This is a genomic window from Ruegeria sp. YKSE079, from assembly GCF_059612845.1.
The window spans coordinates 174,003-187,307 of sequence record NZ_JBXWRJ010000005.1; the positions used below are offsets into that span (position 1 = coordinate 174,003).

12 protein-coding genes and 1 pseudogene are annotated in these 13,305 nt (G+C 55.1%); 1 reads left to right on the plus strand and 12 read right to left on the minus strand.

All coding sequences use genetic code 11. From position 1 onward, the window contains the following. Positions 1–72: 72 nt before the first annotated feature. Positions 73–759, plus strand: a pseudogene (locus tag AC2FMY_RS06685) (IS6 family transposase). A 128-nt stretch (positions 760–887) separates the two neighbouring features. Here AC2FMY_RS06685 and lpxB read toward each other — a convergent pair. The 12 genes from lpxB to acuI all read right to left on the minus strand — a co-directional run bounded on the left by lpxB (position 888) and on the right by acuI (position 13,270). After that, positions 888–2,045, minus strand: coding sequence for a lipid-A-disaccharide synthase (gene lpxB, locus AC2FMY_RS06690; RefSeq protein WP_480748428.1), 1,158 nt, complete (start codon positions 2,043–2,045; stop codon positions 888–890). After that, positions 2,045–2,839, minus strand: a complete 795-nt coding sequence (locus tag AC2FMY_RS06695) for an LpxI family protein (protein ID WP_480748427.1) — start codon at positions 2,837–2,839, stop codon at positions 2,045–2,047. Before AC2FMY_RS06695 ends, lpxB begins: the two co-directional genes overlap by 1 nt. Before the next feature lie 4 nt (positions 2,840–2,843). Beyond that, positions 2,844–3,629: an acyl-ACP--UDP-N-acetylglucosamine O-acyltransferase gene (lpxA, locus tag AC2FMY_RS06700; RefSeq protein ID WP_480748426.1), complete on the minus strand. Its 786-nt coding sequence runs from the start codon at positions 3,627–3,629 to the stop codon at positions 2,844–2,846. Then, positions 3,626–4,099, minus strand: a complete 474-nt coding sequence (fabZ, locus tag AC2FMY_RS06705) for a 3-hydroxyacyl-ACP dehydratase FabZ (RefSeq protein WP_496807156.1) — start codon at positions 4,097–4,099, stop codon at positions 3,626–3,628. Before fabZ ends, lpxA begins: the two co-directional genes overlap by 4 nt. A gap of 70 nt (positions 4,100–4,169) precedes the next feature. Continuing rightward, positions 4,170–4,757: an OmpH/Skp family outer membrane protein gene (locus tag AC2FMY_RS06710; RefSeq protein ID WP_480748424.1), complete on the minus strand. Its 588-nt coding sequence runs from the start codon at positions 4,755–4,757 to the stop codon at positions 4,170–4,172. A 6-nt stretch (positions 4,758–4,763) separates the two neighbouring features. Further along, positions 4,764–7,124, minus strand: a complete 2,361-nt coding sequence (bamA, locus tag AC2FMY_RS06715; protein ID WP_496807157.1) for an outer membrane protein assembly factor BamA — start codon at positions 7,122–7,124, stop codon at positions 4,764–4,766. Positions 7,125–7,478: 354 nt separating this feature from the next. Next, positions 7,479–8,831, minus strand: coding sequence for an RIP metalloprotease RseP (rseP, locus tag AC2FMY_RS06720; RefSeq protein WP_496743858.1), 1,353 nt, complete (start codon positions 8,829–8,831; stop codon positions 7,479–7,481). A 4-nt stretch (positions 8,832–8,835) separates the two neighbouring features. Further along, positions 8,836–10,008 carry a 1-deoxy-D-xylulose-5-phosphate reductoisomerase gene (gene dxr / locus AC2FMY_RS06725; protein ID WP_496743856.1) on the minus strand — a complete coding sequence of 391 codons (1,173 nt, stop codon included), beginning with the start codon at positions 10,006–10,008 and terminating at the stop codon, positions 8,836–8,838. Continuing rightward, complete coding sequence (locus AC2FMY_RS06730) at positions 10,008–10,790, minus strand: phosphatidate cytidylyltransferase (RefSeq protein ID WP_480748420.1); 783 nt, start codon at positions 10,788–10,790, stop codon at positions 10,008–10,010. The genes dxr and AC2FMY_RS06730 overlap by 1 nt, the downstream gene beginning before the upstream one ends. Then, a complete protein-coding gene (gene uppS / locus AC2FMY_RS06735) occupies positions 10,787–11,518 on the minus strand; it encodes an undecaprenyl pyrophosphate synthase (RefSeq protein WP_480748419.1) in 732 nt (243 codons plus the stop codon). Before uppS ends, AC2FMY_RS06730 begins: the two co-directional genes overlap by 4 nt. Before the next feature lie 8 nt (positions 11,519–11,526). Beyond that, positions 11,527–12,093 carry a ribosome recycling factor gene (gene frr / locus AC2FMY_RS06740; RefSeq protein ID WP_480748418.1) on the minus strand — a complete coding sequence of 189 codons (567 nt, stop codon included), beginning with the start codon at positions 12,091–12,093 and terminating at the stop codon, positions 11,527–11,529. A 181-nt stretch (positions 12,094–12,274) separates the two neighbouring features. Continuing rightward, complete coding sequence (gene acuI / locus AC2FMY_RS06745) at positions 12,275–13,270, minus strand: acryloyl-CoA reductase (RefSeq protein ID WP_496743854.1); 996 nt, start codon at positions 13,268–13,270, stop codon at positions 12,275–12,277. Positions 13,271–13,305: the final 35 nt, after the last annotated feature.

A 13,305-nucleotide genomic window follows, 5' to 3' on the forward strand; every position in this document is an offset into this window, starting at 1 on the left:
GGCCGGCGTATTGCACCTTCGCGCGGTTTGATCCGACAGTTGATTTGACTGCGGCACTGTTCAGGCATGCCAATGATCAACGTAAAAGGTGCACACTATCCGCAATTGGTCATCTTGTTCGCGGTCTATTTCCATGTCCGGGGCGGCGTCCTGCACCGTGACTTGGAAGAGATTTTGGCGGAACGTGGCGTGTCGGTTGATCATGCGACGCTGAACCGCTGGGTCGTGAAGCTCTCCCCTCAGGTCGATCAGATAGCGCCGAAAAGGAAGATCAGGACAGCGGAAACGTGGCGCATGGATGAGGTCTACGTGTAAGTTCGTGGTGAATGGGTTTATTTGTGCCGGGCCGTCGACGGTGACGGTGACGGTCAAACCCTTGATTAATTGTTGTCAACGAAGCGCGACACGAAAACTGCAATGAAATTCTTCGCCTACGCGCTGTTTCATAATGGCGTCCAAAAACGGACCAGAATTGACGAAAGTCGTAGTAACACCGCCGGGTTCAAGGGAGTGAACAAGATTTTCAGGCGGTTGCAGATACCTGTTAAGATCGACACCGTTAGATCGAAATACCTCAACACCATCGTCGAGCGGGATCATCGTTTCATCAAGCGGCTCACGAGACCTGTGCTCGGGTTCAAATGCTTCATCTCAGCATCAGCAACACGCGCGGGCATCGAGGTGGCCAACATGATCCGAAACGGTCAACTCGGACCTTCGACAAACGGATTCCGTCAATTTGCGGAGCTCACAGGATGAATAAACCCAACTTGAGCGTTGGCTTTGAACCACCGAAAAGTTTGCAACAGATCCGCGGCGAAGTCCTCCAACGTGGCTAGAATCTGGTTGAAGACTACAGAGGCTGATTCAAAAGGCAAACCGAACCCTTACCTCTTCATTCGCTCCAGAACGGCCCGTGCCGCCCGGAGACCCGGCGCTTCGCCACCTCGTCCCAGACGTTCCATCGTGACTCTCATCGCGTCGGCCTGAGATCGCGGATTGGAATGCACCTGTCGCAATTGGTCGGCGATTTCCGACGGCTGGCAGGCCGGTCCCAGACATTCCGGAACCGTGCGACTTTCACTCACCAGATTGACCAACGTAACAGTATCAAGATTGACCATTCTTTCGGCCAATTTCTGTGTCAGCCAACTGAGTTTATATGCAATTACCATCGGTGTGGCCTGAGCGGCCAACTCTAACGAAACAGTCCCAGATGCGGCCAGCGCCAGTTCGGCGGCAGCAAAACTCGCGCGTTTATAGGCCCCGGCCTGAACCGCGTCGGTTTTACGTGGATCCAAAATGACCGGCTTTCCTGGCCAGTCCGTTATTTGGGTTGCTACGTGCTCGGCCATGTGGGCCACCACCGGGACCACTACACGCATTTCCGGCTTATCTTTCAGAAACAACCGTTGCGCTTCGCCGAATATGGGAGCCAGCCTGTCTATTTCGCCGCGACGTGAACCAGGCAGCACCAGCAGAAGCGGAGCTTCGCCCAGATCATAGGCGGCTCGAAATTCGGCAACGTCTTCAGCAGTGGCGACAGGTTCGCTGACGACCGGATGCCCGACGAAATCGCACTCCATCCCTGCACGCTCCATGAAGGGCGGCTCGAACGGTAACAAAGCCAGAACGTGATCAATGACCTTTGCCATCTTGCCTGCCCGTCCAGGCCGCCAGGCCCAGACGCTGGGGGCCACATAGTGAACTGTGCGAATGTCGCTTTCTGCTTTGACCCGTTTTGCCACACGCAGCGAAAAATCCGGGCTGTCGATGGTGATCATGACGTCCGGCTTGGTGTCCAATACCGCCTGTGCAGTCTCGGCGATACGACGTTTGAGATGAAAGAACTTCGGAAGAACCTCTACCAAGCCCATGACACTGAGTTCCGCCATGGGAAACCGACTGACCAGGCCATTCGCCTCCATCAGGGGGCCGCCAATCCCATCGAACGCCATCCCAGGGTCGAGAGTTTTCAGGCCCTCCATCAGGGCCCCGCCCAACCGGTCACCGGATGGTTCACCAGCCAGCAGGAAGACCCGCATCAGACCGCACGCTCCCGCACCAGCAGGAACAGGCCAAGGCGGTTGCATTCTTCGACCACGGTTTTACGATCCAGAACCATAACCCCGCCTTTTTCAATCACGATACCAGACAGTCCAGCCACAACAGCAGCGGTTACAGTGTCAGGGCCAATGACAGGCAAATCGACCCGCCGGTCCTGATCCGGTTTCGGTGCCTTGAACAGGACACCACCACCCGCATCAGGACGTTGCGTCAACGACTCCAGCATCCAGTTTGTGCCAAACACGCCTTCTATTGCCAATGCTTGCCCATGCAGAACGACGCAGGCCTGGCCGATATCCGCTGCACTCATTGCCCTCAGAATGCCCGCACCCCGATCGGCATCCGCCAAATCTTCATCGGATGGTAACGCATCCGTCAAACACCCCAAAGGCGGCAGAATATCCGGGGCAAGCTCGTGCGCGGCCCGCACCTGCAACCCTGAATCCTCGAAGATACCGATAACTGCCCGCAATGCACCGTCATCGCCGGACATGATCGCTCGCTGAAGAACCGGCACAAGCGGAAGAGTTTGCGCATCGATCCGCTTGGGATCGATTACCGGTCGGCGTACTGTACCCGCCATACAAACCTCGGTCACGCCCTGGGCCAAGAGATCGGCAATAAAACTTCCCAACTGCTCTAGAGGGAACAACTTGTCGACCGGCATTTGGTCAGGTTCGAACCCCTCCAACGCGCATATCAGAGGGCGCTCGGGCAATCTGGCCACCAACTCGTCCGGCAAGGCACCAGTTCCTGCGATCAGTGCCAACATGAGGTCATTTTCCCGGCGTCAGGAAGGAGCGGTCGGTATCGCCGGTCACGAAATCAACGATCCTTTGCACGTATTCGCTGTGACTCGTCTCTCCAACGCGTTTGGCGCGCTCCATGAACGTCCCTCCACCTTCGGAAAGCTCACGAAACGCTGCACGCAGCGCGGAAATATCCTCGCGTGGAACGCCACGTCGCTTGAGCCCAACCAGATTGAGACCATCAAGTACCCCACGTGGCCCCTGAACCAATCCGTAAGGGATCACGTCATTGGGAACCATTGTAAGCGCTCCGATAATCGCGCCCCGACCGACGCGCACCCATTGATGCAATCCCGAGATACCGCCCACGATCACGTCATCTTCGATGATACAGTGACCAGCCGCACCTGCGTGATTGACCATGATGACACGGTTGCCGATCTGCACGTCGTGAGCCACGTGGACACCCGCCATCAACAAACAATCATCGCCGATCCTGGTAACACCGCCGCCACCCACGGTACCGGAATTGACAGTGACATGCTCGCGGATGCGGTTTCGTTTGCCGATTTCCAGCCGCGTATTTTCGCCCTGGAACTTCAAATCCTGTGGGATTTCACCAATCACCGCGAAATTGAAGATGACTGTATCTTCTCCGACCGAGGTTTCACCGGTGACAACGACATGGGATTTTAACTCTACCCGATCAGCCAAGTTGACCTGCGGCCCAACATAGCAAAAAGGACCAATCACACAGTCCCGACCGATGGCTGCGCCGTCTTCAACAATAGCGCTGGGGTGAACACGGCTCATGTCGTTTTTTCCATATCCCAATCGACATAAGCCGAAAACTCGGCTTCGGCAGCCACTTCTCCATCCACGGTTGCGCGTCCGCTGAATTTGAAAATCTTGCCACCAACCTTGCCGCGCACGGTTTCGACATGCATTTCCAATACGTCGCCTGGCACAACCTTGCGCCGGAATTTGCACTTGTCGATATTCATGAAATAAATCAGCAGTTCGCTGTCGATGACGTTCATGCCGACCCCCAGCATTACCCCTGCCGTCTGTGCCATCGCCTCGACAATCGTCACGCCGGGCATAATCGGGGTTCCGGGGAAATGTCCCTGAAAATGCGGCTCGTTCATTGTGACGTTCTTGATGCCCACTGCTGAGTGGTAGCCCTTGATACCGACAACCTTGTCGACCAGCAGAAACGGATAGCGATGCGGCAGAATACGCTGAATCAGCTGGATGTCTGCACTCTTGGTTTCCGTGGTCATGGCGCGATTTTCCTGTTCTGGATGTCTTTCATGCGTGGTTAGCAATACAGTTCGGTTAGGGCAAGCGTACCTACTCCGTATCGCGGTTTTCCAACTCTCGCCCGTCACCAATCGCGGCATTGATACGGGCGATTGCCAAATCGGTGATATCCGTTGCGTCCGAGCTTAAAAACACATTCGAGCGTTCCAGGATCACTCCTGCCCCGGTATCCTGCATGAGGCGGGCAAGAACAGGTCTTACCAACTCTCGAAACATGGCCCGCGCTCGATCCGTTCTCGCTGTAAGCGCATCCAGTTTCGCCTTTTGCCCATCCCGGTGTGATTGGACCTTATTGTCAAATGCATCCGCCAGTTCGCGAAACGCATCGGGTTCCATGTCACGACGCAGTTCGGTCAGTTCTTTTTCTTCGCGGCTCAGGTCGGCGATGATCCGTTCGTTCTCGGCGGCGAGCATCGCTCCTTCTGCCTCAATCTCCTCGATAACCCGCCGCCCGAAAGCCGATTCAGAAAAGAGTTTTTCACTGGATATCGTAAGGATGTCTTTCTCGGGCAAACCGAGCTGTTGCGCATTGACTGGAAAGGGAGAGTAGTGAACCAGAAACAAACACAAGGCCCAAATCGGGCCTTGTGTCAGAAACTGGCGAACATAGGTGTTCATTCGGCCTCAGAACCGTGCCTGAATTGTCAGGTCAAAGCTCTGCTCCTTGTCGAAGTCTTCCTTTTTGAGTGCCTTTGAGAAGTTGAAGCGTAGCGGCCCGAAACCTGTAGTCCAAAGGAATGACAACCCGATCACATGGCGAACCGAGCCATCCGCCCCAACGATATTGCCGCCAGCGGTATTCACGTTGTCCAGATTGTAGAGGTTCCCCACGTCATAAAACACACCGCCACGCAGCCCAAGCTCCTCCGGCAATCCCAACGGGAAATCCGCCTCGAAACGCGCGACCCAGTAATAGTTGCCTCCAATGGCGTCATCCTGGCCGTTGGACAGATCGCGCGGCCCGATCCCGGCTGGTTCAAAACCACGGAACGTGTTGGGCCCCAGGATGAAGCGGTCGATAGTACGGCTAAAGTTGTCCCCACTCCAGGAAAGAGCCCCTACTTCCAAGTCGGCGCGCAGCGTCACTTCTTCATTCAGAACCCTTTGCTGAGCAACAGCCCTGGCAGTGGTTTTGATGTATTCATTGTCACCACCCAAACCGGCTGCATCTACACCAACCTGGAACAGCACACCGGCATTCGGGTTCAAACCGCCAATACGGCTGTCATAGGTGTATGACAGGCCCAATGAGCTCGAAGTCAATTCACCCTGATTGATTTCCGACTGAATAACACTACCGACAGCCTGATCTTCCCGCGAGATCATTTCGCTATCATCCCAACTGTAGCGCAGGGTAAGCGTAGAAAGCTCGCCGATCGCATAACTCAGGGACGGATTGAAGAAAACACGCTTGGTGTCATAGTTCGCAAAGCTCGAGTTTTGCCTGGCCAAACCCAAACCCAGGTCGAACCGCAAACGACGGCCCAACAGATATGGTTCCGAGAAATTGATTGCATATTGCTCAGAGTCCTGTGCGGTCGACAAGGTCAGGCCAAGTGTTTGACCGCGCCCAAGGAAGTTGGTTTCCTGAAGGCCGACCGCAACACCAAAACCATCCGAAATCGAGTAGCTGCCACCAAGGTTGAGCGAACCAGTTGGCTGTTCTTCAACGTCCACGTCAACAATTACCTGACTTGGTGACGTTCCTTCGCGGGTCTCAACGTCAGCGGTCGAAAAGAAACCCAAAGCGCGAATTCGTTCTGCGCTTTGACGGATTTCACGCGGGTTGAATGGATCACCTTCCACGGTGTCGAACTGCCGGCGGATCACGCGATCAAGTGTTGTGGTATTCCCCTCAATGTCGATCCGCTCGACAAAGATGCGCGGTCCTTTGACCAGTGCGAAGGTGACATCCAGCGTCAAATTTCTATCGTTCCGAGTCACGCGAGGCTCGACACGCAGAAAGTCCACTCCCTGCTTCAGACCAAGCCTCTCCAACCGAACTAACGAGTTCTCAACATGCGATGGTGAATAAATCACACCCGGCTTGATCTTCAGCGCAGCCTGATATGGTGCCGCATCAACACCAGGGATTTCGCTAACCACCGAAACATTGCCGAACTTGAACTGCTGGCCCTCTGTCACGTTCATGACCAGAAAGAACGCATCGCGTTCACGGGTGAATTCCACGTTGGCGCTGTTGACGCGGAAATCAACATATCCGCGCGACAGGTAGAAATCGCGAAGCACTTGTTTGTCGAACTCAATGCGATCCGCAATGAAGGTATCCGAGCGGAAAAAGGCCCGTAAAAGACCGGCCTGCTTGGTTTCCAAGACCCTGCGCAAGCGGCGGTCGGAATAAACGCGGTTGCCAACAAAGCTAACTCTTTCGATCTCGATCGTATCGCCCTCGGCGATTTCGAAAACCAGATCGACGCGGTTATCGCTGCGCCTGATGATCCTTGGAACGACAGTTGCCGCGACCCGCCCCTGTGCCGAGTAAATCTCGGCAATCAAATTTGCGTCTTTTTCAGCCTGTTCGGGTGTGAACACCCTGCGCGACTCGGACTGGATCACTTCCTGCAAACGGTCGTCGTTGATGCGTCGATTGCCTTCGAAACTGATCTTGTTGATCGTCGGGTTTTCTTTGACCGAAATAACCAAGGTATTGCCACGAGGCGTGAGTTCGACTGTCTCAAAAACACCACTGTCAAGCAGACGCTGAAAGGCGTCATTCAACTGTCCAGCGGTCACTTCCTGCCCCCGTTCTATGCCGGCACGCGAAACAACGGTTGTGTCATCAATACGCTGATTGCCTTCGACCTGGATCGAGTTGAAAGTGTATGTTTGCGCCAGTGCGGCCCCGGTTGTAGAGAAGCTGGCCGCAGCAAAGACCAGAAAAATAGAAAGTACAGCGCGCAACAAGATATAGCTATGCACCGTGTTTCGATCGCAGGATGTGCGCGCGCCTCTGCCGTCACTCATGTTATCAATCCAAGTTTTTGTGGCCCTAGAATGGTCACTACCGGGATATCTGCATGTTGTCAAAACCACAAAAGCAAAGCGCGACCAAAAGGTCGCGCGGTTCGGGATTGCTCATAACAAAGAATCAGAGGCTCAGCACATACGCTCCTGCCGCTAGTGCCAGCGCAATCGCTCCAAAACTGAGAAACCTATCCCAGTTCAAAGACATGATGAGGCTGATGCCGCGATACGAAGTTTGCAGAGAATGAATCATGGTTTGATCGACAGAATGATGTGGTTCAGTTGAGCCAGCCTAGCTTTGGAATGAGGCATTACTGAGGCGGAATTGAGGCGTATCGCCACTGTTCCATTTACTCAGCAGAACAAGTCATTGCTAAGGGAAAACACCATCAATGACAGGATCAACGTGATCCCGACCCCCATCAACACCTTCAACGCCGCATCACTGGGTGGACGTCCGGCAATGGCTTCGTAGGCATAAAACACCAGATGCCCCCCATCCAACGCCGGGATCGGGAACAGATTCAGCATTCCAACTGCGGTCGACAAAACAGCGATGAACCAAATGAAACTTTGCGCCCCCTGGCTGGCCATGGCGCCGGATGTTTCCGCAATACCGATCGGTCCGGAAATATTGCAGGTGCTGATCGCACCAGTGATCATGTGCCATATGCCAGACAATGACCCTTCGACAATTCTCATCGTCTGTGCAGCGCCGTTGCCGAGTGCTGTCAGAAAACCGGTTGGTTCGGTGGCAGGCTCCAGCATCATCCCGCCAACAATCCCAATCCGCCAGTGCGTGACAAACCCGCCTTCGGGTTGCGGCTCATCCGTACGTCTGGGTGCCAACGCGAATTCGTGCGTTTGCCCGTCCCGCCAGACATCCAACAGCAATACGCGTCCATCGGACGTTTCGACGCGCTCTTTCAACTGAGAAAAGGCAAAGATCGGATCGCCATCAACGGACAGAATAACGTCCCCCGGTTCCAACTCAATGTCCATCGCCGCGCTGCGCGGGGCAACTTGTTGAATCAAAGGTGGAAACAGCCAAGGACCTTTGACAACCAGTTCTTGTCCATCCCGTAGAACCGTGTAGTCCAAAGACGCGGACTCAGGCAGGCTGTCGACAAATCCGGACCATTGGGCGCTTTGGTCGAAATCCGGTGTATCTACTCCATTGATTGCTCTGATTTCGTCGCCGATCCGCAACTCTTGAACCGTGTTCGGCAACGGGAACAATTCTCCCACAGTCAGGGGGCTTTTGGCCTGCCCCTGAAACATGAATATCAAACCGAATACGATTATCGACATAATAAAATTGAAGACCGGCCCAGCGGCAACAGTTGCTGTACGCGCCCAAAGCGGTGCGCCGTGCATGGTGTGGCGGATATCATCCGGATTGTTGCGATAGATCTCGGCCATTGACTCGCCATCCTTGCCCGATGCCGCGTTGGCATCCCCCAGGAATTTGACGTAGCCACCAAATGGCAGGGCCGCGATCTGCCAACGCGTGCCATGCTTGTCCATCCGACTCCACAAGACCGGTCCGAAACCCAGGGAAAACACTTCGGCGTGTATGCCGGTCCAACGGCCAACGATATAGTGGCCATATTCGTGCACGGCCACAATAACAGACAGCGCCACGACAAAGGCCAGAATCGTATACATAAATCCGCCAAATTGCGGGATCAGAGTGATGATATCCAAGTTTTTATCCTGCTCGTTTCAGCATCGCGTCATCTGTCCACCTACGTGCCAGATGGTCTGTTTGCTTAACGTTATCAAGGGTCATTGGGGCGTCAATAAGACCTGAAGCGCCCTCAAATCTGTCAAGAACGCTTTCAACGATGGCAGCCATCTCCAGAAACCCGACTTTGCGCGCTATGAAGAGATCCAAGGCTCGCTCTTTAGCCGCATTGAAAACAGCGCCTGCCAAGCCCCCTCGTTCCATCACTTCGCGCGCCAGTCGAAGTGCGGGATACCGCGTTTCGTCCGGTTGACGAAAATGCAACCGCTCAAGTTTTGTCAGATCCAGACGATCAACTGGCAATTCGCGTCGTTCCGGCCAATGCAATGCATAACCGATGGCGTGGCGCATGTCAGGCGCTCCCAAGTGCGCCATCAATGCGCCGTCACGAAACCCAACCAAAGCGTGCACCATGGATTCTGGATGGACGACGACTTCGATCTGCGATGGGTCAACACCGAAAAACTCTCTTGTTTCGATAAGTTCAAGCGCCTTGTTGAACATGGAGGCGCTATCAATGGTAATCCGCTGACCCATATTCCAGTTCGGATGCCGTGAAGCCTGTTCCACTGTCGCCTGCTTCAGGTCTTCCATCGACCAGTCTCGAAACGCTCCACCACTTGCCGTAATAATGACTCGTTCGACCGCTTCAATATCCTCGCCAACCAACGCCTGAAACACCGCCGAGTGTTCGCTGTCGACCGGCAGCAGACTTGCATTGTGAGCTTTGGCAGTTTCCAACACCAATTTACCGGCACAAACCAGCGTTTCCTTGTTGGCGAGTGCCAGCGTAGCACCTTGTTTCAGCGCCTCGAGCCCCGGTGCCAGCCCCGCGGCACCGACGATCGCTGACATGACCCAGTCAGCCGGCCTGGACGCGGCCTCGTCCAACGCTGCCTGCCCCGCCGCCGCTTCGACACCGGTGCCGGCCAAAGCGTGGCGCAGTTCCGGCAGGCATTCTTCGTAGGCAGTAATCGCGACGTCCGCGCGCAAACGCTGGGCGTCTTCAGCCAAACGCTTAACATTCGCACCGCCGGTCAGAGCGACGATGTCATAAGCGTCCACATCACGATCAATCAAATCGATGGTGCTTTGACCAATCGACCCGGTGGCGCCGAAAATCGTGACCTTTCGCATTACATCACCCCGGGCTCATAAATGAGCCCTGCCAACAAGACAAATACGGCCGCACCCATCATACCATCAAAGCGATCCAGAAAACCGCCATGCCCCGGAATTAGATTGGAGCTGTCCTTGACACCCAGCCTGCGCTTCAAAGCGCTTTCGGCAATATCCCCGAACTGGCTGGCCATGGACGTCATGACAGACATGACAATCAAACCAGGACCAATCCCCGCATAAACAGAGAATACTGCGCCAACAAGCCCAGCTGCGATCCATCCGCCGGCGGTTCCGGACCAGGTTTTTTTGGGACTGACACGAGGCCAGAACTTGGGGCCTCCAATAGCCTTCCCAGCAAAATACCCGGCCACATCGGTAGCCACTACAACGGCGATCAACCAAAGAATCCAGCCGAACCCCAAGCCTTCGCGGATGAGGATGAAGCCCAATCCCGACGCGGCGATCCAGAACGCGAATACTAAATAAATGCCCTTCTCTCGACCGACCTGTCCTGCTCCGACCAGAGCAGGGGCCAACAGAACCGGCAGACGGAAAACGGGCGGAAGGTGGTAGCTTATGAAAACCGCTAAGCCAGTCACAAGCGCGAGTTGAAGCGCAACCCCACGATGATCGGGAGAGATCATCCGAGCAAGCTCCCAAATCATAAGTGCCGACGCCGCCGCGATAAAGGACTCGAACCATAGCCCACCAAGCCACACTTCGACCGCCCCGACAGTAACCAGAACCATGGCCGAAATAACGCGAGCCGTCAGATCCGACCAACGCCCATCATTCATACCTTAACGGCCCCAAAACGGCGGTCGCGTGCACCATAACTCCGGCACAGGCGCTCAAGTTCGCTGGCCGTAAAATCCGGCCACAATGTATCGATAAACTCATACTCGGCATAGGCGGACTGCCAGAGAAGGAAGTTGGAGATTCGCGCCTCGCCGCTGGTTCGGATCACCAGATCCGGGTCCGGTAAAACATGTGTATCCAGGTATTTGGGCAGCGTCTCTTCGTCGACGTCATCGGGTTTCAACCGACCATCGGCGACGTCTTGTGCCAGACGCTTCGTAGCCCGCGACACCTCATCCCGGCCACCATAGTTGAGCGCAATTGTAAGGTTCACGCCTTTGTTTTCCCTGGTTCTTTCCTCCAGCGTGTCCATTAGCAAAATCAGCTTTTCATCCAATCGAACCCGATCGCCAATAAAACGAACCCGAACGCCTTTCGCATCCAGCGCCATTGTTTCCTTGGCAATATAACGACGGAAAAGACTCATCAACCCGGCGACTTCCGCCTGCGTACGCTTCCAGTTTTCGGTTGAGAAAGCAAAAATCGTCAAATACTTGATGCCAAGATCAGGGCACGCCTCAACCACTTCACGGACACGTTTTGCACCCGCATGGTGACCAAACAGCCTTGGTCGCCCCCTGGCCTGCGCCCAACGCCCATTGCCATCCATTATGATGGCGACATGACGTGGCCCCACGGCCGGTTCGCTTATGGGATCTTTTGGCATGGTGCCGCTCAGACCTGCATGATTTCCGCTTGTTTATGCTCCAACGCGTCGTCCACGGTCTTGATCATCTTGTCGGTCAGTTCCTGCACTTCGGCTTCCCAGAACTTCTGGTCATCTTCCGAGACCGCATTGTCGTTCTTAGCTTTCTTGATCTGGTCCATCCCGTCTCGGCGCACGTTTCGAATGGCAACGCGGGCATGTTCCGCATATTGCCCCGCAACCTTGCCCAACTCACGACGACGCTCTTCGTTCAGCTCGGGGATCGGCAACATTATGATGGTGCCATTGAGTTGCGGATTGATTCCCAATCCACTTTCACGAATGGCTTTTTCCACTTTTCCAACCAACGATTTGTCCCAGACATTTACGGTAACCATTCGCGGCTCAGGGACATTCACGGTGCCAACCTGGTTGATCGGGGTCAACGCGCCATAGGCATCGACCATGATCGGCTCCAACATCGAGGCGGACGCACGCCCCGTTCGCAGCGAGGCGAATTCTGTACGCAGGTTGGCCATCGCGCCGTCCATGCGGCGCTGCAGATCTTTGGTATCCAGTTCAAAATCATCAGACATGCTGCTCACTCCCCGAATTCAGGTGCTGTTGGGATGGGTGATAAGCCATCACAAATGGGATGTATAGCAATCATGGCCGGGAATTCTCGCAATTGCGAGAGGACTCGCCGAATTTCACAATAACAAGGGACGTGACCCGCCCGACCCTTTTTGGTCGACGGGTCACCAAATTAGGACGAACCTAAGCGTTCACATCCACTACGACGCGACCTTTGACCTGACCTTTCAGGATATCTCCGCCCAGTTTTGGCAGATCTCCGAGTGTCGCAGGCTGGATCATTTCCTCAAGCTTATCCAAGGGCAGGTCAGAGGCGATGCGATTCCATGCTCGTACGCGGTTGGCATAAGGTTGCATCACACTGTCGATACCGAGCAGGTTCACGCCGCGCAGTATGAATGGCGTGATTAACGCGCCCTCGATTACCGCTCCTCCAGCCAGACCAATGGCGGCAACGGATGCGCCATATTTCATCTGCTTTAAGACCCGCCCCAGCATCACACCGGCAACGGCATCGACGCAGCCGGCCCAGGTTTCGCTTTCCAATGGCTTGCGCGTGGTTTCACTGAATTCATCCCGTCCGACAACCTGGGTCGCACCCAACCCCCTGAGATACGCTTCTTGCTCCGGACGACCAGTCACAGCCGCGACTTCATAGCCGAGATTGGCCAGAATGGCGGTTGCCACACTGCCGACGCCTCCTGCCGCCCCGGTAACCAGAACCGGCCCGTGATCCTTTTGCAGACCGTGATCCTCCAACGCCATGACAGCAAGCATCGACGTAAGTCCTGCGGTTCCGACCGCCATCGCCTGGCGCGTATCCAACCCCGCAGGCAATGGAACCAACCAATCAGCCAACACCCGAGCTTTTTGCCCGTACCCGCCCCAATGCGCCTCACCCACGCGCCAACCGGTCAGAACCACTTTGTCACCGGGTTTGTAACGATCATCGGAACTTTGCTCGACCGTCCCCGCAAAATCGATTCCCGGAACATGCGGGTACTTGCGAACAAGCCCCCCGCCCGGTCCGATGCACAACCCGTCCTTGTAGTTCACAGTAGAGAAATCGACAGCTACCAGAACCTCGCCATTCGGCAGATCATCCACAGCGATCTGCTTTACGGACGCACTGGTCTTTCCGCTTTGCTCGTCTTTTTCCACAACCAACGCATTGAACATCTCAATCTTCCCTTTTCATTTCCGGGTTACAGTCC

Bases quoted from the DNA above. Each gene is read 5' to 3' on its own strand.
- AC2FMY_RS06730 (WP_480748420.1), bottom strand. From the start codon at position 10,790: ATGAATGATGGGCGTTGGTCGGATCTGACGGCTCGCGTTATTTCGGCC.
- uppS (WP_480748419.1), bottom strand. From the start codon at position 11,518: ATGCCAAAAGATCCCATAAGCGAACCGGCCGTGGGGCCACGTCATGTC.
- lpxA (WP_480748426.1), bottom strand. From the start codon at position 3,629: ATGAGCCGTGTTCACCCCAGCGCTATTGTTGAAGACGGCGCAGCCATC.
- frr (WP_480748418.1), bottom strand. From the start codon at position 12,093: ATGTCTGATGATTTTGAACTGGATACCAAAGATCTGCAGCGCCGCATG.
- lpxB (WP_480748428.1), bottom strand. From the start codon at position 2,045: ATGCGGGTCTTCCTGCTGGCTGGTGAACCATCCGGTGACCGGTTGGGC.
- dxr (WP_496743856.1), bottom strand. From the start codon at position 10,008: ATGCGAAAGGTCACGATTTTCGGCGCCACCGGGTCGATTGGTCAAAGC.
- fabZ (WP_496807156.1), bottom strand. From the start codon at position 4,099: ATGACCACGGAAACCAAGAGTGCAGACATCCAGCTGATTCAGCGTATT.
- bamA (WP_496807157.1), bottom strand. From the start codon at position 7,124: ATGAGTGACGGCAGAGGCGCGCGCACATCCTGCGATCGAAACACGGTG.
- acuI (WP_496743854.1), bottom strand. From the start codon at position 13,270: ATGTTCAATGCGTTGGTTGTGGAAAAAGACGAGCAAAGCGGAAAGACC.
- AC2FMY_RS06695 (WP_480748427.1), bottom strand. From the start codon at position 2,839: ATGTTGGCACTGATCGCAGGAACTGGTGCCTTGCCGGACGAGTTGGTG.
- AC2FMY_RS06710 (WP_480748424.1), bottom strand. From the start codon at position 4,757: ATGAACACCTATGTTCGCCAGTTTCTGACACAAGGCCCGATTTGGGCC.